This window comes from Trinickia sp. Z7 (assembly GCF_056498045.1).
The window spans coordinates 23,022-43,833 of the sequence record NZ_JAUEQW010000012.1 but is presented as its reverse complement, the minus strand read 5'-3'; the positions used below and the strand labels follow the sequence as shown (position 1 = coordinate 43,833).

Here is a 20,812-nt window from a genome sequence, read left to right as displayed (position 1 = left end):
GTGCTGCATGGGGAGCCGGTGTTGATCGTCGCCAGGCCTCGCGGAGCATGCGCGAGATCAGGGACGAACGAGGGATCGAGCGTGATCGGGCGTGAAGTTCGGTTCGATGGTCGATCGCGCTGCCTTACCAGAAGAGGTCCGAGCCTGCTCGTTTTGCGCGGCGAACAGAGTCGATGCGGATGCAAATCACCCTGCTATTCCAGTATCTGAACAACGAGCGCCAGGTCGCAATACACCCTACAAGGGCATGCAGTTCGGTTTTGTCGCGATTTATCCATAATGCCGTCAAGAAATCTGTCGCCGCCGGAGTTTATGCATGTGCAGATGGCGTGCCGCTGCCATTAAAAGGCGGCTAACGATCGCCGCTTACGTCATCGTTGATTCCCAGGCCTCACACGGTGAAGCAAGTGCGCCCTTATTTTTTTGGAGAAGATCATGTCGAACGAAATTGGGAATCCTGATGGGGATAATCCTCCGACGGCGTCGAAGTCGCCGTGGGCGGGCGGTGTGGGGTTTGTCTTGAAATTGGAAGGACTTAAGAAGGGCGAAGAGATTTCAATGGACCTGTCCAACACTACGCCCGGTAACCAGGATTCCACGGCCATTGCACTGGGGCCATTCCTGCCCCATGGTGAGGGGCCTTACACGTCCTCCCTCGGGCCTGTCAATTTTCAACTCTGGGGCTCGTCGACTGGCGATTTGTCGACTAAGGATATTAGCGTTCCCGTTTACAAAATGTTGTTCAATCCTACATCGTTAACAATTACACTCGCGTCGAATTTTACAACGACGAACAGTGCTGTTTACTGCATTTCGTTTTACGCTTGGTATAAGAGCAATGTAACTGATATCACCATGAAACGACGGGGTGGCGCGACGACCACCAGTTGTTTGGCATGGTGGGTCGATAATCAGGGTGACGCCAGCTCGGCGGTGAATTTCAATGGTGAGAAAACTGGGAGCGTCGAATACCCGATTTCGTCATAGGCGAGATCGATCATTTGATTAATGATTTTTCTATCGCCGCGTGTCGCGTGCGGGCGGTGATGAAATTTACAGATGCAGAATTGGGGTGATCATGGAATCGAAAAATCTTATAAGAAGCAAATTCACCGAACTGCCTTATGATAATTCTGCAACATGTTCGATAATTGTTCATGCGGATTCGGCTGTGGCAGGAGATCAGGTTTCGATTAAACTGGTGAATCAAGACCAGAGCAATGATGCGGGAAATTTCGCGTTTGGTTTGTTTCCATTGTCCTTTGCTTCGAACTCTCGATGCAATTTCGGGTATGGCGCTGACCCCAAATATACGCTCGACGCGTGCCAGGTACTCCTGGAGTGGGATACCTTCACGATCGAGTACGTGGCGAATATAAAGGACCCTCAGGCGATTGCAATCTCATTGAATGTCTGGTGGACCAATGACGTAAATGTGATAGGCTTCTTGCCGGATTCGGATATCAGCGGTATGGTAAGTTTTGGAAAAGGGGGGAGTAAGACGTTAAATAATGGCAATATAGTTTATTTTTATACCTCGCAGGTATGAATTATCGTCGGTCGCCGTGTTCAAAAACCGGATATTCCAGTGCGACGTATTAAAGCGTTTTAGGTTAACGGGATCGAAGGAGCCGGTTATGCAACAAGAGGTAGAAGAGAATCCCTCTGCGGGGGAGGCTGAAGCAGCCACGGCGAGCGAAGAGATCCATCCTGTTACCTTGTATTTCTATGCCCTCAGAGCGAACGAGCAGGTGCAAGTTCGTTTGGAGCAAAATACACCTGCCTATTGGGGCGACACCTTCGCTGGGAACCGCCGCGTAGGGGTCGTGCTCTCCGCATCGCCTCCGGGGGCATTTTTACAGGTAAATCGCTTCGTCCTCAACAAGAAATCGTTTTTGTTATCTAACAATGCTGATTGCGCTGAAATACGCGTTCGATTGTATGTTCATCACCCGGGCACACGTATCGTTGGGGTCGTTGATTTACCGCCGGGTGCGCGCTTGGAGATGGAGTCTTTGGTCGATCGCGCCGTTAATGTTAGGGGATCTTTTAGTTTGAATTTATGCTGATAGGTTGGAGGATTGCGATGTGCGTCGAAGCGGTTCGTGTGCCAATCCTGTTGGAATTCAGCGGTGTCGCTCGAGACGAATATGTGAATATCGAGTTGAATACACCTGGCGTCACCTGGTCGCTCGGTGGGGCCGAATCCGGTGAGGTAGGGTTTGCATTGAATCCCCTAGCGCTCGGTGAGGGATTGCCCTCATGCATTGAGAGCGTCGAAATCGCAGAATCGGTGATTGCCATAAAAACTGGCGCGGCGGAAAAGAATAAGAAGAATCTCGGTGATTCGTTCGAGCTTAGCGCATTTTTATGCGTTCAAGGTGAGGTGAAGAGCATTGAAGGGCGCTGCACCATTAACATGGAAGCAAAGATACTGGCTTCCTTTCCGTCTCAGCTGCCTGTCGAGTGGCGACGTGGTCCGTTTTGCATCGCTATGACACATGAGGTCGACCATATCAAGAAAATGAAGTTTAAGCTTCGTGGCTTGAAGCCAGGAGGGACTGTCGTATTAAGACTTCAGCCACACTCGAGTTCCGGGCGAAGCGTGAGATGGTCCTTCGAGGCGCCACCTGTATTCGGCATGGGCCTGAGGCTCAATGTGCCTGAAGGGGGGCCGACGGTTGGACTGTCGGTGGACGAGTTTGAGATAACGTTGGCATGCGGCAAGACCGCGATTGCCGCTGGCGCAGGTGAGGTGACGCTGGAACTTGGTTTAGAGCTCGGCGATTCCTCAGACCAAGATCAGAGCGACTCGCCGAATGAGCCAGATTGGCTGTTGTTGATGGCGGAGAGAGATTCCGATGTTGCCGTGATCGCCCAGGTCGGAATTCAGTTGCCTAAGTACGTGGTAGATAGCTTTACGCCATTCTCGCTTTGAGTGTTGCATTCGGTCGGATGTTCTTCGTTTCTTCCGTCAGCGAGTGGTCGCATAGTTTTATTTTGATTGAAACCAGATGTGGATACGTTGCCTGGCGGTAACGCGTCATTCACGGCGGGAGCATATTTTTGAGTGATTTGCTAGAACGCTGAACCGGACGGTGCCCCGATCGCCTCTGAATGGAAGTTCATCGTGAAGGATAAATCGAATATCGCCAATGCGGTTTGATGCGCCGCTCTTCCTATTTTCAAATATTGGATGAGCCTGCCGCGCACAGCTGAGCTTGAAGTCAGATCGGACAAGACTGCAAGCGCTTGTACTGTTCGCTCTGCCGAGGCTGAGACATACTATTTCTAGTGTTACGCGGTTTCCGTGTTGGCCCTAAGACGACGGACCTAATATTTAGTTGATCTGGCGATGTCGAACCTCATTCTCGATCGAACCACCATTATCCCTTCGGTGAGCGAATCACTGCGTCGGTTCATCAGTGCCAACGTTCCTCTCCTGACCGAAGCGACGATCTCGCTCGATTCGCCCGCAGATTGGGAGGGTACGAAACAAAACAGCGCATCGCTTTATCTCTACCAGATAGAAATCGATCCATATCTGCGTAACGCGCCCGCGAGTATCGCCTCGACAGAGGCTTCGATACATCACGCTTTCCCTCTTGTATTGAAACCAGCGCCACTTGCGCTCGATTTGACATACATGGTAGTCGCATACGGAACTTCGGGCGAAAACGAACAGATCATCGCCAACGGGCTCGCCAACTTGCTCGACACGTGTGGCCGGATTCCGGATGAGTACCTCATGTCGACGCTCCAGCAAAGCGGAAACGAATCGCTCGCAGTGATCCCTTGGGCTTCGTCCATTCACCAGCTTCGCGATTTATGGGCGGCATTTTCGCCCAAAACCTATCACTTGACTCGTCTATACAAAGTGCCGGCGGTGCGCATTCCTTCGCCGACCGAGATCCCAGTCGACTTGGTGAAGGACACGCAAGTGAGCGCGACGCCGATGAGCCAGGGGAGCGCGCAATGATCGATAAGGGGCAGCTGTCATGGGTGTGAGTGATGACTTCGCTTCGAGGGCGGTCGCCAGGCAACCCATGGTTCGAACCGGTTGCCTTCACCGGACTTCTACGTTCAACCCATTGGCAGCGCTTGCATAAGGAGATCTGAGCATGTCGGACGTTAGCAATCTTTTGCACCCGGGCGTATACGTCAAGGAGTTGCCGGGGCTGCCGTCGATGGTGGGCGCGTCCACGTCGATCCCGGTGTTTATCGGCGCGACCGAGATACTTGCGGACGGGGACCGCAATGTTGCCCGGCAGGTACGAGGGTGGGCCGATTATCAAGCTCGGTACGGCTCGTTCGTATTTGGCGCACAGGTCGGCGCTGCGGTGTTCGAATTCTTTGCGCTGGGCGGGGCGTTTTGCTACGTGATCGGCGTTGCCGAAGACCCGGCGCCAATTGTGGCGTCCGTTGATATACCGGATCCACTCGCGAAGCTGCACGTCATCGCCGCAAGCATGGGCGATTGGCCCAACGACCTCTTGCAAGTGGTGACATTGGACGCGGGGGCCATTCCGGCGGGAGCGCAGGCTGCGAATACGTTCACGCTCAATGTTGTGGTTGAGGTCTCAGCCCTGACAACCGCCACGTCGGTATGGGCGAAGCTTTTAAAGGTCTACGTAACGACTAATGCGATTAAGCCGACCCCTATTGGTCCCGCCGGTCAACAGGACAATTTCTACATTCTCGAATCGTATGGTGCGTTCAACGCTGCGAGCCTGATTCCGGCCACCGGGGCCTCGACATGCCCCCTCCAGGATCAGGTCAATGCGAAGTCGATGTTCATCCGGGTGCAAACCGTTGATACATCGGTGAACTCCGGGACGGACCGCTCCGCTACGCTTGTCGCACTCGGTAGCGGCGATACGGTCACGTACGACACGACGTTCTACAGTGCCGCATTATCCGCAGTGTCAGCCGTCCCGGATGCGACTTTAATCGCAACACCCGACGCCGCGATCATCGACATGTCGGACGACGTGACCACAGCGCAGCCGTTGAAGTACGTCATCGACGCCGTATTGACCGCCTTCAAGCACCTGCCGAACATGTTTTACGTGATAGACGCGCCGTACGTCGACACGCCATCGAACACGGAGAATATCGTTGATTTTGTTACGGGTGGAACGGACAAGTTGCCGCTGATCAACGACCACGCGGCCATCTACTACCCGTACCCGGTTGTCCTGAATCCGATCTCGGGTTACAGCGTACCCGTCCCCCCGAGCGGCGCCGTGCTTGGTCTCTACGCAAACACCGACATGAACGCGGGCGTCTGGGTTTCTCCGGCGGGCGTGGTCAACGGCCGAATGACGACGGCGATGGCAATGACGGGATGGCTATCGGAGAGCGACCAAGATAGGTGCAATCCTCACGGCATTAACGTGATCCGTCCGATCTCAGGCTACGGTATCGCAGTATATGGCGCACGGACGCTCAATCCAGGAACGCAAACCAAGTACGTTGCCGTTCGTCGATTCCTGACGTTCGTCGAGCAAAGCCTCAAGGCGGGGCTCCAATGGGTGGTCTTTCAGAACATCAGCAATATTTTGTATACCACCGTGGTTCGGGAAACGACCGCTTTTTTAACTTCTTTATGGAACATGGGCGCACTTTACGGCGCCACCGTGGATCAAGCATTTTTCGTCACTTGCGACGATACCAACAACCCGCCCGACCAGCGCGCGAAGGGCATTCTTAATATCGCGGTGGGCTTAGCTGTACTGTCTCCCGCCGAATTTGTGGTGGTCACGATTTCACAGATGACCGGATCGCCGAGTTCGGGTTCCTAATGGAGGTATCACATGGCTACTTTAGTTCCAGATCCCTTTCGTGGATTCCGCTTCCATGTGGACATCGTCCCAAAGATATCGGCGTCGTTTTCAGAAGTGACGATACCGGACATCACGATCGATACCGTCGATTACCGAGAAGGTACGGATAAATCGCCGGGCCGCCGGAGGCTTTCAGGCATGGCCACGTACGGAAACGTTTCGTTGAAACGCGGTATCACGGCCTCCCTCGAACTTTACGAATGGCACCAGATGATCATATCGACCGGAACGTCGGGCCAGAACGCGCGACGCCATGGCACGATCATCTTGTTCGACACCGACATCAGCAAGATCGCCGCGAAGTGGTCGTTCTATGGCGCGTTCCCGACGACTTATCAATCGAGCGGCCTGAACGCGAGCAGCGCCGAGGTCATGATCGAGACGCTCGATCTGGTGGTTGAACGGATGGAACGAGATCAGTGACTGTTTCATTCATAACCCAAACTATTTTGGAGGCCGCGATGGCAGATCCGATCAGCACTGAGTTTAAATTTACGCTGCCCATAGGATTCCCTGGGCCCGACGGCACCTTGCACAAAGAAGGCATCATGCGTTTGGCTACCGCAGCCGATGAAATCATGACTATGCGCGATGCCCGCGTACAAGCAAACGCGGCTTTCCACCCAATCATGGTGCTCGCGAGGGTCGTCACCCAGCTCGGGACGCTCGACATCATTACGCCCGATCTCATCGGCAATCTATTTTTGACGGATTTCGAATTTCTGATCCGCCTCTACGAAGAAAAGAACGGTGGCGGCGATGAATCGAATGAACCGGCAGCCCGCGGCCGGCTGCAGGAGGCCGTCCAGGGAAACGTCGACTCGCTGCCCCTTCGGGCCAACTTTATGAGGAGATAGCGTTCATCGCTTATCACCTTCATTGGTCGCGCGAGGACATCTGTTCGATGGCTCATGCGGAGCGGCGGCGATGGTGTGAGGAGATCAGCAGGATCAACGAAAAGATCAATGCGGAGGCGGAACGGCCCGACCGGCCGCGTGGGGTCGACATTCGCGAGATGTGGTGAATGCGCGATCGACAATGGGCACATGTCTTTAACGGGTGATGCATGAGCTTTTCTCTCGACAGCGTGGCGAAAACTGCCTTGAACCAGGCGCAGGAGCCGATTAAAACCTACAACTTTCGCGTCATCCTGCATCCTGATTCAGGTAGCTCGGGCGGCATTCTCGGCGCGATGAAAAAAGTCGCCGGGGGGCTCGCGACGAGTGTCGCGCTTGGTAGCTTCAGCTCCGTGGAAGGTGTCGGTTGGAAGACGGACGTTCACACGGTCCGAGAAGGAGGTGTGAACGATCGCGAACATAGGCTGCCCGGCCGAACGACGTGCAATGAACTCGTGTTTTCGAAAGGATTGACGCTACTCGATCCGATGTGGGACTGGTATCACTCGACGGTTTCCGGCAGCGTGAGTCGGATGAATGGAACGATCCTGCTGATGACGGATTACCACACGCCGACAGGTGGCATTAGCGCGGTTCCCTCCACAGGGGTACCTCTCGCCGCGTGGCATTTCTATCACGCGTTCCCGACGGCGCTCGAGGGCGTGCGCCTAGACGCTTCGCAAAGCGCGATCGCCATTCAACATCTGACCGTGTCGATCGATCGCATTCAGAAAGTCGGTTTGCCGGGTGGTGGCTTGGGGGCGCTTGCCGCGGATGCCGTGGGTGGCGCTGCGCTCGGCGTAGCTGGGAGCCTTTTGTCATGATGCGAAGCTTCGATCGCGTGTCGATGACTCGGGCGCAAGCGGCGCGAGCGTTTTGGCGCCGGTCCGCCGCGCGGTTTCGGTTGCGTTTGTACGGGCTGCCGGGCTACCCGTGGCCGACGCAGCGATCACCCAAATTGGTTTTCGCGGTTCTGGTTGCGCGCTGGTTGACGAACTACGCTGCGAAGGAGAGGGCGAAATCCGCGGGCCGTCTGAGCAATCAGCCCCGGCGCGAGGCCATCCGGCGACAATCGGCTGTGTCGTATATCGACGGTCGCTCGACGCGTGGCGCGGTACGGCAGCAAGCCTTGTCCATCGCGAAAACACTACGCATGCCCGCTCGCGTTGCACCGGGGAATCCAGTCCGGGCGATCGTCGAAAGACGAGTCCCGTACCTTACGACATCTCGCCGAACGATCGCACATGGACGTGTTGCTCTGCCTGATCGTGCGATTGCGTATCAGCGCGCCGCCGCTGCACCCGGGGAATTCGTCAAGACTCGCTGGCCCGGGCGCGATCGGATTTCGAGCGAGGTTGGGACGCGTTTCGTAGAGCGAAGCTCGCGAACGGTGTTCGTTACGACGGCGGCGCCGCGTCCGGCCACGACAAACGATGCATGCGCGTGGCGAAGCCCGCGACTCGCGGCCCGCGTGATGGTGCAGTCCGATCGTCGCAGCCGTGAAGCTGCCGTTCCACGGCGCGTCGACGCGTCCCGTAGCCGGGCGGCCGTGAGCGCCCGCAGTATGTATCGCGCCCATAGGTCAACGAACCGGCGAACGGTCGATTCGTTTGCCTCATCGTCACGGAGCGTGCATCGCTATAGCGAGCCCCGGGGCGACGACAGCCGAAAGGGTCGAGCGAGACAGCTTCCGTTTCACGACCGTGTTTTGACATTGAGGCCTGTCCATATTCATCGGATTGCCTCGGCTGCGCCGATTGTATGCGCGACTCAGGGGCCTCGCGCCGCGCTTGCTCGGCCCCAATATCGATGGGGGCGGACGGACCTGAGCGCTCTGCGCTTCTTGCCGCGCCATAGCGATGCGCAGCCCGCTGCCGCTGTCGTACGCCGGACTGTTCGTCGGGCTGCGTCCACGCCGCGCCGGTTCTTGACTGAACGGTCCATATCGTTGCGAGCTCATGCGGTCGTTGCGTTGGCATCGTATGACTTGGCGGCAAGGCCGGCGATGATCGTGCAGCACGGTACCGAATCGACAAGCTCGCGCGAGCAAGCGACGACAGGCGCACGGCAAGCGCATACGACGAAGGATTCGCGCGCGCGGCCCGCATCACATGAGAGTGATCGATCAGACAATCGATCGCCGCGCCCGCCCGCAGCCGAGGAAGTGCGCCGAATTTTGATTCCGCTCTTGCAGGAAACGCTGTTTTCCGAGCGAATCATGGGGCGATTGGCGAATGGCGTCGTCTCGGAGGCGGATCGGCGCGATAACGTGGAAAGGTACCGTAAATCAGGGGGACGCTGATGCTTGAACGAAACAGTGCGCGGGGCGCGCTTATCCAGCTCTTTCCGGCCACGTTGCAGCGCGCGACCATTCATGTCGAGAACTCCAACGCGAGCCAGATGAAGGTCGAGCACAAGCACATCGAGGTGATGTACAACCCCGAGGAGTTGTCGCTGAGGCAACATGCGGCGGTTGAAGGCGAGGGTAACAATGTATGGTTCTCTCGGACCCAGCCAGAAGATATGGTAGTCACGCTCTTTTTCGATACGTACGAAAAGGGCTCGGACGTACGCAAGAAGACCAATGACATTCTGGCGTTGACGGAGCCTTGGCCGTCGAAGAAGGGGGCGAAGGTGCCGCCGACAGTGCGATTCATGTGGGCCGATCATCTGTTCACTGGGATCGTGACGCATGTCGCGCAAAGGTTCACGATGTTTCTGCCCACGGGGGAGCCTGTTAGAGCGGAGCTGACCGTGACGTTCAAGGAGGTTTTGACCGACACGGAAGAGATCAAAGCGAAAGGGCTCGATAACTGCCGGGCGTTGTACACCGTTATCGGAAGCGACCGTCTAGGTTCGATCGCGTATAACGCGTTAGGGGATTTGAGCCAATGGCGTCTTATCGCCGAGGCAAACGGAATCTACGATCCAATTGCATTTCCGGGGCACGTGTGGACCGGCCGGAAGATCGCCATACCCGATACGGACCACGTCACGTTCGAGCCGAAAGGGGCATCGGACTATGTCTGACTTCGGCGGCGAGAACCCGACTGCACACAACGCCGCGGAAGGTGGGGCAGCGCCGACGTCCGACGACGGCCGCACGCTAACGTATGGCGTGGTGCGAAACGCAAACGAATTTCGCGATATCAAGAGCAACGGCAAGAAGATCACCGCCGTCGCCAGCTCCGCGTATGTTTCGATCGTTCTCGTTCAAGAGATCAACGCGCCGACGATGTGCCAGGTCGTCTTTGAACTGGAAACGAATTGGACCGACAACGACTTCAAGCAGTTTGCGCCTGGCTCCATGCTGGAAATTCCTGACGAGGCGGTACAGGATGCACAGCTTCCACCCATGTACGTGAGCGGCGTCGCACTCGATGGGAGCACGGGGGCGGGCATGCGATCGACGCTGACCGTCACTGCCTTCGACAAGATGCACTTCCTTCGGTTTGGCGAATACAGCAAGAGTTTTGTCGATCAGAGCGACAGGGATATTTTCGAGTGGTTAGCGAAGACGGTGGGGATGAAGGTTTACGCGATGGGGTACGTGTCGACGCTCAAGTATCCGTTCTTCCTCGAGGATAACGAAACGCGATACGACTTTCTATTGAGAATATGCCGGCAGGCGTACTACGAATGCATGGTGAAGTTGGAAGGTGAAAACGAGACGCTCGTTGTGAGCACTCGGAGCTACGCGAACAGCGCGCTCGATCCGCCGTTGTTTTACAACTACGACATCGAAGCGATCAACCTCGATATGCGTGCGCCGACATTGGGAGAGACGGTCACGACACGCGGATACGACATTTTAAACGGCGAGCCTGTGAGTACGGCTGAGAGCGAGGATTCCTCGCTCTACGAAATGCGGGGGAAGCAAACGGCGTTCGATGCATCCAAACTGTTCGGGGAGTCGCCGGTGACGCTGAAGCGACCGGATATGAGTGGCGAGGATACGCTCGATAACATCGCTAAGGCGCAGCGCCAGCGTCTCCAAGATACCTTTATCGAGGGAGCGGTGACGCTGAGGCAGATCAACCTCGAAGCATGCCCCGGCGTCAACGTCGAGCTCAAGGGAATAAATAGCCGTTTTGACGGCCTGTATCACGTCGTAAAAAGCACGCATCGGATCGATCGCAATCGGAACTTCACCATCTTGAACGTAACAAGGAGTGGAATGTGAGCGCGCGCTTGAAGCTCGAACTGGGGGTGGTGGTCAACGCAACGGATCCGAGAAAGCTTGGCCGCGTCCAGGTTCAGTATGAAGATGGCGTGATATCCAATTGGCTTGAGGTCGCGAGCCCGTTTGCGGGGCCTGGATACGGGATGTTCTCGCTGGAGACGACGCTGGGGGCGCAGACTCCCGCGCCCGCCGATCCAAAGCCTCCGCAGAAGCGCTACGGTAATACAGCTTCTACTACGCCGGCGTCGTCTACTACGGCCACGTCCTCCACTGAGACGACGCAGTCAGAGCAGCCGGCGGCAAGTGCGCCTACGCTCGCGTTGGTTGCGTTCGCCATGGACGATCGGACCTATGGATACGTTATCGGCTTTCTTTTCCGTTGGGATAAAAACGCCTCGCCCTATATCGTCGATGATGAAAAGAAGAGGCAAAGCGTGTGGCTCGTAAAAACGAAGAACGGAAAGACGATCACACTCGACGATTCGGACGATACCCCCTCGATCACGATCGCGGACGAAAACCAAAACGTCATAACGCTCGATACGAAGAAAAACGAGATTTCAATCGTAAGCCAGGGCAACTTATCGATCACGGCGACCGAAAAGCTAACCCTGAAAGGGAAGAATGTGGAGGTGGAGGGCCAGGGAAACGTCAAGATCGAGGCGAGCGAGATCGATCTCAATGCACAGATGGAGGGGACACCACCCGCACCGGCAACTCAGCCACCGAAAATGCCTCAACCACCGAAGGCACCGCAATGAATCCGTTCATAGCCAAGTCGGGCGACGCCATTGAAGGAACCGATGTTCACACTGTGGTCAACACAGCCACTAATGTGACTCAACCGCAGTCGTTTCCGTTCTCCGGGACTTTCGATCCAGCAACGCTTGAGGCTAGAGTGAAGGTCAACGACATGCCGGTGGCCACGATCAACTCGCAGGCTGAAAATCAGCCTGCGCATATTCCTGCGCCGTCGTACGCGTTCGCCGATCCGCCGACGAACCTCGGTCAACTTTCATCATGCACGATCAAAGTGAAAGTCAATGGCAAAAAGGTCGCAAGAGATGGAGATTCATGCACGACCTGCACTGAGGGAGCCCAGAACGCACAGGTGCAGGTGTGGCAGAAGGTCAAGGTTCGTATCGGCGAAGCCAGTCCCGGAGGCGTCTGATGCTCGTCAATGAGGATTTCCTGGGCAGGGGCTGGTCATCTCCGATCGCGATCTCGACATCCGGCCAGGTGCAATGGAGCGCCGGCGAAGAAAAAATTCGGGAATCGATCTTGATCATCCTTCGCACCGCGCCTGGGGAGCGTGTGCTGATGCCGACCTTCGGTTGCCGCATTGGTGAGCTCGTATTTGCTTCGAATAACGGCACGACGAGAGCGTTGGCGCAAACCTACGTGACCGAGGCGCTGCGGACGTGGGAGCCCCGTATCGATCTTTCCGATATCACGGTGGGCATCGATCCCGCGATGCCGAATGCGTTGCCGATCAGTATCGACTACGTCGTAAGAGAGACGAACAACGCGGGCAATCTCGTTTATCCGTTCTTACTGAAATGAGCCGCGCATGAGCGTTCCGATTTTCGATCTCCGCACGGCTGCGACGTTCTTTAGCGATGCACTGGCGCTTGCGCGTCTGTATTGCCCGCAATGGGCGCTGCCAGAGGACGATGACGGCGTGACACCCACCGCCGTCGCGCAAGATCCGGGTTTGGTCTTGCTCGAGTTGTTTTCGCTATTGGGGCAGGACTTGGCAAGCGTGCTAAACGCCATACCAGCGCAGCGTCAGCTCGCCTTATATCGCCTTTTGGATATGACGCTGCGGCCCGCGGTGTGCGCATCGGCGCCGATTCAATTTTCGCTCGCGCAAAAGCGTGCGGCTGTCGTGTTACCGAAAGGCACGACCGTCAGCGCGCCTTCCGCACAGGGCGTGCGTTTCGAGACCAATGTCGACCTGCAGGTGTTGCCCGCGACCCTTAGCGCTGTGCTAACTGTAGTGCCGAGGTTGGATCGCTATTGGGACCTTCAATCGTTGTGGCAAGCCGGCAATTCGGCACCGGCGTTTCCGGATAACGACGCAGACGAGAGCGAGGTCGAACGCTCCTTCGCTCATTGTCTGATGCTAGGCGACCCGACGCTGTTCGACCCGGCAAGGGGGGCGAGTCGAATGACGCTGATATTCAGCGGGGAGAGGCTCGCGCGAGAATACTTTCTGCGCTGGTATGACGGTGCGATGAACCCGCTACTCGTCTCGGTGGAGAGTTCGCGCGATCAGCGTACGTGCAGGATCGAATTCGCCGTCATGCCCTCCGCGCCGGCCGAATCGGTCACGGCGTTGCATGCTTCGATCTCTGCGCTCGCGGGCCGTCAGTTGGATATGACGGACCCGTACATCGAGGCTGGGACAACGACGCCCCTTAACTGGGTCGTATGCGCGCCCCGTGCCGATCGGCGCATCGTGCCCGCTTTGAACGGTGGCCTTCCGCGAATCGATTCGATCTGGTGTGATTTCGGCACATTATCGACTGCACCTCAGCAAGCGGCCGCCGGTGCGTATCTTATCGATCTAAATAACGGCGCTTATGCGTTCGGAAAAGTTCCGGCGCAAGACGGCTGCTTCAATATTCGGTGCGATGCTGCGTTTTCGGCGCAGGGTGCGCCGGTCAGCATGCAAATCGACATCCGCCCCATTACTCAGAGATACCCGATACAACTCGAATGGGAATATTGGAACGGGGCGGGCTGGTACCCGTTGGCAGCCGTTGACGATTCGTACCGGTTCCTTGATGGAACGAACGGGTTGACCGAGAGCGGCACGGTTTCTTTCCTCTGCCCGCCTGTTACATCGGTAACCGTGGCGGGAAGCTTGGGCTGTTGGGTTCGCGCAAGGATCGCCGAAGGCAACTACGGCAACGCGGCGGACGGATTCGATCCGCCGTTCGTGTACTCGCTGACTATCGAATACAAAAGTGGCGGTGTGCCGGCCTCGGTATGGACTCACAACGCTTTTGAGCTAGAACTGGTTTATTCGAAAAGCGATCTTTTCCCCGCGCCCAGCATCGAACCGTATAAGCCGCTGGCGGAAGAGGGTCCTTCGCTGTACTTGGCCTTTGACGCGTCGGGTTTACTTCCATACGGCCTCGACCAACGATTGACGCTGTACTGCGATGTCGATGCGCACGATGAGCATATCGGCTATAGCGACGCTGGGCAGTGGCAATGGTTCGATGCAACAATCGCTGGGTGGAAGCCGCTCACGATCGAGGTGCACGAAGCAGGGCTAGCACGCAGCGGGACCATCAGCTTCGATGTGCCGGCGCGGATGCGAAGTGGTGTCCTTTTCTCCCAAACGGCTTGCTGGTTTCGCGTGCTATGCCCGCGCCAGAACGGCGCGCTGCGATTGCGCGGCATTTACCCGAATACGGTAACCGGTTGCAATCGTGAGACTTATCGCGACGAAGTGCTCGGTTCCAGCAACGGTCAACCAGACCAGCGGTTCGTATTGGGTCAGATCGCCACGACCCCGACGGGAACGGATCAGGTGCTGCTTGCCATGAGCGAAGACCCGCAGTACGCGGTGGCGATATCGGTCGTAGAGCCAACGAACGCTGTTTCTCCTGCGATTGGCGTGAATCAAACGCAGCAACAAACGATCACGTATCCGTGGACACGCGTGGATAGTTTCGTCGGGCGAGGCCCGAACGAACGCATCTTCACCGTGGATGTCCTTGCTGGAGCGATCCTCTTCGGCGACGGAAAAAACGGAAAAATCCCCCCACCGGGCACCCGCAACGTTGTCGCGACACGCTACGCGATAACGCGCGGTTCGGGAGGGAATCTGGCCGCCGGCACGCTCACCAGTTTGTACAGTTCGACGCCGGGCATTACCCGGGTGACGAACCCGATCGCGGCGCGCGGCGGCGCGGATGCTGAGGTTGTCACCGATCTGACGGTTGGCGGCCCAGGACGCGTGCGCGCAAACGATCGTGTCGTGAGCGCTGCGGATGCACAGGCCCTCGCGCCGTTGGCAAACGCGGGGGTGCGTCGAGTGCGCGCAATCGAACGCGCATGGGGGGGCGGGATGACCCTGCACGGCGTTTTTTCTTCTGTGCCGGCGCTCACGTCGCCAGACGATATAGGTTGGCCGCAGCTCGAACTCGTCGTTCTAGCGGCATCGAATGAGCCGGAGCCGCTCACGCCGATGTCGATGCTAGACGATGTTTTGGCGTACGTGCGCGATCGCAGTACGCCGGCGTTAGGCGCTCGAACAAGCGCGCGACGTCCATCTTTCAAGCGCATCGACGTTGCAGTGTTGCTGGAAACCAACGAACCGAAAGCGCAATGGCGTGCGCTGCAGGCGACCATTACAGCTCAATTGACGCAGTTCCTCCATCCCTCTCGAGGCGGGACGGATTCGATGGGCTGGCCGATCGGCGAGGCGGTGAGGTACCAGTCAGTGCGCTCGTTTTTGCAAGACTGTCAATCGTCGGTGACCGCAGTGTTGGCATTGGCGCTGGGCGGACAGACGGACGATGTCGTGCTACGGCCCTATGAAGCGCCTTCGGCGGGGACGATCGACCTGCGCTTTGCGGAGGCACAGCCGTCATGACCTTCGAGCTTCCCAATCTGGACGTGATGCAGGCGCAGCAGGTGCTGGATCAGCTCACGCGCCGCATCCCCGGTTATTCGCCCGGATGGACCGATTACAACCCGTCGGACCCCGGTATTACACTGCTGCAGATGCTCGTGTGGATTTGCGAAGGCACGGCCTTTACGGCTAACGCCGTACCGTTGGAGACCTATCGAAACATGTTGCGTTCGGTGGTGGGTTTGTCGAGCGCGGTGGCGTTGCCGGGATCGCAGGCGCAGGATTACGGGACGGTTTTTCCCTACGCGGCCTATGCGGACAACAATTCGCAAGATCCTGCTTACGAGGCGCTCAAGGAAACCCTCGTAGACATGGAAATGGGTGCGAAGCTCGGCTACACGGCTCTGCAGCAAGCCGTTGTCACGTATCGTCGCGCGCCGTATCTCGCGATCACGCCCAATGACTTGTCGGCGCTGACCGCGGAAGTTAGTGCGTTCATCGATGCACAAGCGCAACCAGGCGACGCAATGCTGCACGTCGCCCGTTTGTGTTTGAAGCAACGCGGCGATGCGTCCGATCTCTTTCTGGTGAATGACGCGGGCTATACGTACTCGACGCCAGCTAGCGACGGAAATGGAACGTTCGCCGTTTCCCTTACGACGGCGCTCGAGGACGACACGGCCGCGGCCGAAGCGACGCTGCTCGACAGCGTCCAGCAGTACTTAGGGGCTCGCACGCTACTGGGCGGCATGCTCTCGATCCACCACGCTCATCTGGTTTATCTCGACGTGCGCTGTCAGGTGCGCTGCTTTGCCCGCGAGCGTGCGGGCGAGGTCGCGGGCTCCGTCCTGGTGGCGCTCGAACAAGCAGTGCAGCCGCTTCGCTTGGACGGCGGGCGTCAGTGGGCATACGGCGCGCGAATCGACGGGACGACACTGACGCCGCTGATCGCTGCCGTGCCCGGCATTGATCGGATCGAAGCGATGACTGTTCAAACGGTGGGTCCCGCGATTTCGTTGTTTCGCCGTCCGGCGCTACAGATGGGCGGCGAGGTGACGAAGCCTGGCACCCGTCATCCATCGGTAGCGGGACAGATGCCGTCGCCTCGCTTCCCCCATCCCCCGAGCGTGATCGAGAGTGGTCTGCCGCGGCTGTATTCGGCTTGCGTAACGGCGCTGGAGGCTGACGATGACTAGCGAAAGCGACGGCACGAGCACGCTCGATACTGTGCCATCGAGCTATCTGCGCTATCTGCCGGGGATCTACTCCGATTCGAATGGATCTGGCGATCTGCCGTTCTTGGCGTTGTATCTCAAGGTATTCGAGAAGCTGCTGTCGGGTATCGGAGACGGCGGGGACCTGGCGCTCGCCAACCCTAATCTCGACCTCTCGGTCGCCAACCGCGCGGGCATACGGCAGCTGCTCGACGCTTCCCTTATCGGTAATCTGTTTTATCCGCGTTGGAGTTTCCTGTTTCCGAGCGGTGATCAAAACAGTGATCCGTCTGTGTTCATGCCGCCTTTGTCGGGAGATGACGACCCCGACGACCAAACGGCGCTCTTCAATGCGCTGGCTAACTATTTCGGCTTACCGGAGTTCACGGGCGAAGCGGATGGCCTCTCGCCGGTGGAGGCATGGGCGCGGTCGTTTTTGTCGTGGCTAGGCGGGACGATCGGATTAGAGGTCGACAAGAACTGGTCGATCGACTCTGTTCGGACGTTGATCGGTCAAGCGTTCCCTTTCGCGCGTGCTCGGGGCACACCGATGGGGATGATGTGGCTGCTCAACGCACACTTGCTTGCGCGTCCAGTGGCGATCGACGGTGTGACGCTTAGTACCGCGACGGTTGACGATTGCTTCAGGCCCACGATCGTCGTGTTCGACGAGGATCCAGGCACGCCGCCAGCCTTTCGTGTTTGCGACTCGTACTCCGCCGACCCGGCGCGGGCCGTCATCATCTCGGATGTCGTGGGGCCGACGATCGATAGAGACACCACAGGCACGCCGGCCGGCGTGGACGATACGACCGTCGTGGCGTATGTGCCGTGGCGCTTTGAGGTCGATATAACGCTATCCGCGACCGCCAGCGTTTCGTCGAGCGATCAAGCGCGCGCGGCGCAAGCGTACTTCCGTTTGGTGCGCTCAGCGCTCGATCCGGCGAGACCCGCGCTCACGACGTATGCCGTGAACTTCACCGTGAATGTGCAGGCACCAAGTAGCTCTTCGTCAAGTGCACCGGGTCATGGGTTTCTGAACCGCTCCGACGCGTGGGCCGATTTTGAGGATGCCAAATGAGTGACACTCCGATTGCGCGCGTCAATTACTTCAGCGGCGAAGCACTGCTTACGGCGGATTTCGAGGATGAGCAGAGCTATCACACGCAAGCGCGGGAGCTTTTGAACGAGGGCGTGTTCTCGCCCGGGATCGTGGAAGGGCTCGATGTTAGCTGGTCGCATACCGGCAATCAACTGACGGTGGATGCGGGCAAGGCGCTTGACATTCAAGGGCGTCTGATTTTTCTCGCTACTCAGACCACGCCCTTCACCCCACCGCTTCAAACCGGGGCTAATTTTCTGACGATCTTCTTTCATGAAGACCAAACCGATCAGCAGAACGAGCCCTACGGGCAGGGATATAAGCGCTGGACCCAAAACCCGAAGATCGCGTGCAGGGGGACGTTCGATCCCGACGGAGGAGACATTCTGCTGGCGATCGTTATGTCCTCCGACGGGACCAACATCTCGAGCGTTAAGTACAACTACACCGACCCTCGGAACAACGGCGATTACTACTCGCGACGTCATATAGGCGCGACCCTTCGGTCGATCGATTTTGTCGACGAGGGCAATGGGCCTGGTGGAGCGACGGGGCGCATCGTGTTGGATCAAGAAACGCTTGTGTTGACGGCGCCAAAGATCGACTTGAACGGCGCTGTCACCGCACCAAACGTAACATCGGCGACCGGTAACTTTATTGGCAATTTCAGCGGCACCTTCACGGGCGATGGCAGGCTGCTCACGCTGCCTCCAACCACGAGCGCCTGGCAGCCGAATGGCGACGATATTTATTACGAGGCAGGGCATGTAGCGATCGGTGATCAGAATGCCTCGGCCGCGGTTTTGACGATAAGAAGGGAAAACGTCCATCCTAAGGTCGCGACAGGGTTGATATCGCTAGATCCTGACGGGCATACGTTGCGCGGATATCAAACGAAGTTTCTGAGCGAACTGAAGGCAGGCGACGTCATCACTTACGATTACGCGCCGGAGCAGACGGCGACCATCGTGCATTTGACGTCGCCAACCGAAGTGGAGATTGATAAAAGGTTTCATATCGACCTGGGGCCAAGTGCATATAGCACGCAGCGTGGTGCGGGCGCTAAGAGTCCCGGGCCGGGCAAGGTCGTTGCCAACGATACTACTGTGACTTGCATCGGCGCTACGTTCCAAGGTCTAGCGGAGGGCGACACCCTTATTCTCGATGCTTCGGTGGAGGACTACCCCAAGTGCCTGCGCGTGCAAAGCATCGATAGCGATACGCAGATGACGGTCGTCAACATGTTGACCGGGGGCGCCGACGCCGCCGTGCTCGGGGGACCGAAGTTGTCGGCGTTTTCAGGCACGCAGTCGGTGCTGTTGGTCGCGGGGGGCGTGCCTGATCCGCCCGTTGGCGCGCCACCGCCGGCGCTAGCAGTCGCGGAGAACGGCAGTGGCGGCCAGATGCCCAACACCGTGGGCATTAACGTCGATGGCGCCAGTTTGGACGGATCCAACGCGTTAGAGGTAAGAGGCACGTGTCAGCTCTCCCGGTGGCCACTCGATGCGACCCACTCGGCCGAACTCTTAAATGTGGGCGGTACGCAGAGTCCGTCATATCAAGGGCTGACTGTGACGGATAACGGGTCGGGCCACACGCCTCGCCAAACCGTTTCGATCAATGTCCCGACCGTCGCTGATTCGTATGCGCTCGATGTGGGCGGCCCGAGCCGGTTAGGGAGCCTGGAGGTGACCTCCGACTTGAATGTCAGCTCGACGGGGACGCTCAAGGTTGGGTCGGAAATCGATACGGACAAAATAGGCCCGTACACCGTGGGCGGCCCGGTCGAGGTGACGAGCGACTTGGTGATAGACAAGACAATCAGAGGAGTGAGCCCCGGGGGGCCAGGTGGGCTGGTGCCGACGCTAAAAGTGGGCGGCAACCTGGAGGTTTCGGCAAACGCAACCATAGATGGGAACTTGCATGTTAACGGGACGATAGGCGGCAACATTCCGATTCTTCAAGGGCCGCTTACGATTGACGGCCCACTCTTCGTGACAAACGGCAATACGGTCGCTGACAATGATCTTCTTGTTCACGGGAATTTGCATGTGAATGGGGCAATGACTACCGATGCCATCACGGTTAATCGGCACAATGCGCAAGGCGATATTGTTTGGTCGGCAACGGACGATGGCAACCTTTCAATGATTGGAACGCTTTCCGTTGGGCCGACGGGCAACCCGAATTTTACGGTTACGCCGACGGGAAACGTGAATTCTAACGGAGCGATTACTGTTGGAGGGGCGTTTTCGGTGGAGAGTGGTGATTTTTTGATTAATACAGACGGATCGATAAATATATTTGGCGAGACAAAAAATTTCACGAACTCATCCATTAACTTTGGAAGCAACCCATTTCTCGAGGGCACCACGCGGACGGATGGATTCTTTGTCGTGTCTGTCGATCCAGAAAGCTTGCACTTTGGCAGCTCTGGCGGCATTAACGTCGAAGTTCGAGCCGTGCGAGGCGATTCATACTCGGTGTACGCGGGTGCGTTTGTGGCCACGACGGTCGGTCGGGCGGGCGGAAGTACCTCGGTTCCGGTGCAAAAGGGAAGTCATTGCACGTTCACCGCAGTCCTGAAGGCGGGTTCCGCTGCCACGGTTGGAGTGACGGTCACTTGGATCCCGTTTGGAACCGGGGTATTTCCAAATATGTAGTGCGTGCAACGGTATGGCGGGGTACGTCGATTTTTCGGAAATCAAAAGCACAGGAAGAGATCGCGATGTCTATCCAGCACTTCATAACGTTTCACAATCAAACGAAGCATTCGATAACGCTGACTAGACCAAATGAGACCGCTGTTTTGCGCGTTTGCTCTTGCTGGAATACTTGGGGCCCGGGGGCAATCAACATTCAAGCGGGAGGGACGCGTCTTGTCGCGCTGGAGGACAATGACGGCGTTGGCCATTGCGACGGAGGCCCCAAGGTCATAAGTTGGCAAGCTTCCGATCGTTACATTCCGGTCGGGGGTAAC

19 protein-coding genes are annotated in these 20,812 nt (G+C 57.5%); all 19 read left to right on the top strand.

Translation table 11 applies throughout. The annotated features are described in order from the left end of the window. Positions 1-435 precede the first annotated feature (435 nt). The 19 genes from QQS38_RS19355 to QQS38_RS19265 all read left to right on the top strand — a co-directional run bounded on the left by QQS38_RS19355 (position 436) and on the right by QQS38_RS19265 (position 20,495). The gene (locus tag QQS38_RS19355; RefSeq protein WP_479646973.1) at positions 436-987 is read left to right on the top strand and encodes a hypothetical protein; all 552 of its coding nucleotides are present in this window, start codon (positions 436-438) and stop codon (positions 985-987) included. Positions 988-1,078: 91 nt separating this feature from the next. Next, on the top strand, positions 1,079-1,549 hold the full coding sequence (locus tag QQS38_RS19350; RefSeq protein ID WP_479646972.1) for a hypothetical protein: 471 nt from the start codon (positions 1,079-1,081) through the stop codon (positions 1,547-1,549). An 88-nt stretch (positions 1,550-1,637) separates the two neighbouring features. After that, positions 1,638-2,069, top strand: a complete 432-nt coding sequence (locus QQS38_RS19345) for a hypothetical protein (protein WP_479646971.1) — start codon at positions 1,638-1,640, stop codon at positions 2,067-2,069. Between the two features lie 17 nt (positions 2,070-2,086). Next, positions 2,087-2,938, top strand: a complete 852-nt coding sequence (locus QQS38_RS19340) for a hypothetical protein (protein WP_479646970.1) — start codon at positions 2,087-2,089, stop codon at positions 2,936-2,938. Between the two features lie 417 nt (positions 2,939-3,355). Further along, a complete protein-coding gene (locus QQS38_RS19335; RefSeq protein WP_479646969.1) occupies positions 3,356-3,979 on the top strand; it encodes a Pvc16 family protein in 624 nt (207 codons plus the stop codon). A gap of 142 nt (positions 3,980-4,121) precedes the next feature. Beyond that, positions 4,122-5,804, top strand: coding sequence for a phage tail sheath family protein (locus tag QQS38_RS19330; RefSeq protein WP_479646968.1), 1,683 nt, complete (start codon positions 4,122-4,124; stop codon positions 5,802-5,804). A gap of 12 nt (positions 5,805-5,816) precedes the next feature. Next, entirely contained in the window at positions 5,817-6,269 is a 453-nt protein-coding gene (locus QQS38_RS19325; RefSeq protein WP_479646967.1) for a phage tail protein, read from the top strand. A gap of 38 nt (positions 6,270-6,307) precedes the next feature. Then, positions 6,308-6,703 (top strand): hypothetical protein, encoded by a 396-nt coding sequence (locus QQS38_RS19320; RefSeq protein ID WP_479646966.1) that lies wholly within the window; start codon positions 6,308-6,310, stop codon positions 6,701-6,703. Continuing rightward, on the top strand, positions 6,700-6,870 hold the full coding sequence (locus QQS38_RS19315; RefSeq protein ID WP_479647067.1) for a DUF6760 family protein: 171 nt from the start codon (positions 6,700-6,702) through the stop codon (positions 6,868-6,870). The genes QQS38_RS19320 and QQS38_RS19315 overlap by 4 nt, the downstream gene beginning before the upstream one ends. Positions 6,871-6,912: 42 nt before the next feature. Beyond that, on the top strand, positions 6,913-7,566 hold the full coding sequence (locus tag QQS38_RS19310; protein ID WP_479646965.1) for a phage tail protein: 654 nt from the start codon (positions 6,913-6,915) through the stop codon (positions 7,564-7,566). A 1,477-nt stretch (positions 7,567-9,043) separates the two neighbouring features. Next, on the top strand, positions 9,044-9,772 hold the full coding sequence (locus tag QQS38_RS19305; protein WP_479646964.1) for a CIS tube protein: 729 nt from the start codon (positions 9,044-9,046) through the stop codon (positions 9,770-9,772). Then, positions 9,765-10,925 carry a phage late control D family protein gene (locus tag QQS38_RS19300; RefSeq protein WP_479646963.1) on the top strand — a complete coding sequence of 387 codons (1,161 nt, stop codon included), beginning with the start codon at positions 9,765-9,767 and terminating at the stop codon, positions 10,923-10,925. The genes QQS38_RS19305 and QQS38_RS19300 overlap by 8 nt, the downstream gene beginning before the upstream one ends. Further along, on the top strand, positions 10,922-11,686 hold the full coding sequence (locus QQS38_RS19295) for a phage baseplate assembly protein V (RefSeq protein ID WP_479646962.1): 765 nt from the start codon (positions 10,922-10,924) through the stop codon (positions 11,684-11,686). The genes QQS38_RS19300 and QQS38_RS19295 overlap by 4 nt, the downstream gene beginning before the upstream one ends. Continuing rightward, positions 11,683-12,096 carry a PAAR domain-containing protein gene (locus QQS38_RS19290; RefSeq protein WP_479646961.1) on the top strand — a complete coding sequence of 138 codons (414 nt, stop codon included), beginning with the start codon at positions 11,683-11,685 and terminating at the stop codon, positions 12,094-12,096. The genes QQS38_RS19295 and QQS38_RS19290 overlap by 4 nt, the downstream gene beginning before the upstream one ends. Then, positions 12,096-12,488 (top strand): GPW/gp25 family protein, encoded by a 393-nt coding sequence (locus QQS38_RS19285; RefSeq protein WP_479646960.1) that lies wholly within the window; start codon positions 12,096-12,098, stop codon positions 12,486-12,488. The genes QQS38_RS19290 and QQS38_RS19285 overlap by 1 nt, the downstream gene beginning before the upstream one ends. 7 nt (positions 12,489-12,495) lie before the next feature. Continuing rightward, positions 12,496-15,537 (top strand): baseplate J/gp47 family protein, encoded by a 3,042-nt coding sequence (locus QQS38_RS19280; RefSeq protein ID WP_479646959.1) that lies wholly within the window; start codon positions 12,496-12,498, stop codon positions 15,535-15,537. Beyond that, the gene (locus QQS38_RS19275) at positions 15,534-16,712 is read left to right on the top strand and encodes a hypothetical protein (protein ID WP_479646958.1); all 1,179 of its coding nucleotides are present in this window, start codon (positions 15,534-15,536) and stop codon (positions 16,710-16,712) included. The genes QQS38_RS19280 and QQS38_RS19275 overlap by 4 nt, the downstream gene beginning before the upstream one ends. Further along, on the top strand, positions 16,705-17,811 hold the full coding sequence (locus QQS38_RS19270) for a hypothetical protein (protein WP_479646957.1): 1,107 nt from the start codon (positions 16,705-16,707) through the stop codon (positions 17,809-17,811). The genes QQS38_RS19275 and QQS38_RS19270 overlap by 8 nt, the downstream gene beginning before the upstream one ends. Next, positions 17,808-20,495, top strand: coding sequence for an autotransporter outer membrane beta-barrel domain-containing protein (locus QQS38_RS19265; protein WP_479646956.1), 2,688 nt, complete (start codon positions 17,808-17,810; stop codon positions 20,493-20,495). Before QQS38_RS19270 ends, QQS38_RS19265 begins: the two co-directional genes overlap by 4 nt. Positions 20,496-20,812 lie beyond the last annotated feature (317 nt).

What these genes read in the sequence shown, in the direction of transcription:
- QQS38_RS19355 (WP_479646973.1), top strand. Translation starts at nt 436, where the DNA reads ATGTCGAACGAAATTGGGAATCCTGATGGGGATAATCCTCCGACGGCG.
- QQS38_RS19350 (WP_479646972.1), top strand. Translation starts at nt 1,079, where the DNA reads ATGGAATCGAAAAATCTTATAAGAAGCAAATTCACCGAACTGCCTTAT.
- QQS38_RS19345 (WP_479646971.1), top strand. Translation starts at nt 1,638, where the DNA reads ATGCAACAAGAGGTAGAAGAGAATCCCTCTGCGGGGGAGGCTGAAGCA.
- QQS38_RS19340 (WP_479646970.1), top strand. Translation starts at nt 2,087, where the DNA reads ATGTGCGTCGAAGCGGTTCGTGTGCCAATCCTGTTGGAATTCAGCGGT.
- QQS38_RS19335 (WP_479646969.1), top strand. Translation starts at nt 3,356, where the DNA reads ATGTCGAACCTCATTCTCGATCGAACCACCATTATCCCTTCGGTGAGC.
- QQS38_RS19330 (WP_479646968.1), top strand. Translation starts at nt 4,122, where the DNA reads ATGTCGGACGTTAGCAATCTTTTGCACCCGGGCGTATACGTCAAGGAG.
- QQS38_RS19325 (WP_479646967.1), top strand. Translation starts at nt 5,817, where the DNA reads ATGGCTACTTTAGTTCCAGATCCCTTTCGTGGATTCCGCTTCCATGTG.
- QQS38_RS19320 (WP_479646966.1), top strand. Translation starts at nt 6,308, where the DNA reads ATGGCAGATCCGATCAGCACTGAGTTTAAATTTACGCTGCCCATAGGA.
- QQS38_RS19310 (WP_479646965.1), top strand. Translation starts at nt 6,913, where the DNA reads ATGAGCTTTTCTCTCGACAGCGTGGCGAAAACTGCCTTGAACCAGGCG.
- QQS38_RS19305 (WP_479646964.1), top strand. Translation starts at nt 9,044, where the DNA reads ATGCTTGAACGAAACAGTGCGCGGGGCGCGCTTATCCAGCTCTTTCCG.
- QQS38_RS19300 (WP_479646963.1), top strand. Translation starts at nt 9,765, where the DNA reads ATGTCTGACTTCGGCGGCGAGAACCCGACTGCACACAACGCCGCGGAA.
- QQS38_RS19290 (WP_479646961.1), top strand. Translation starts at nt 11,683, where the DNA reads ATGAATCCGTTCATAGCCAAGTCGGGCGACGCCATTGAAGGAACCGAT.
- QQS38_RS19285 (WP_479646960.1), top strand. Translation starts at nt 12,096, where the DNA reads ATGCTCGTCAATGAGGATTTCCTGGGCAGGGGCTGGTCATCTCCGATC.
- QQS38_RS19280 (WP_479646959.1), top strand. Translation starts at nt 12,496, where the DNA reads ATGAGCGTTCCGATTTTCGATCTCCGCACGGCTGCGACGTTCTTTAGC.
- QQS38_RS19275 (WP_479646958.1), top strand. Translation starts at nt 15,534, where the DNA reads ATGACCTTCGAGCTTCCCAATCTGGACGTGATGCAGGCGCAGCAGGTG.
- QQS38_RS19270 (WP_479646957.1), top strand. Translation starts at nt 16,705, where the DNA reads ATGACTAGCGAAAGCGACGGCACGAGCACGCTCGATACTGTGCCATCG.
- QQS38_RS19265 (WP_479646956.1), top strand. Translation starts at nt 17,808, where the DNA reads ATGAGTGACACTCCGATTGCGCGCGTCAATTACTTCAGCGGCGAAGCA.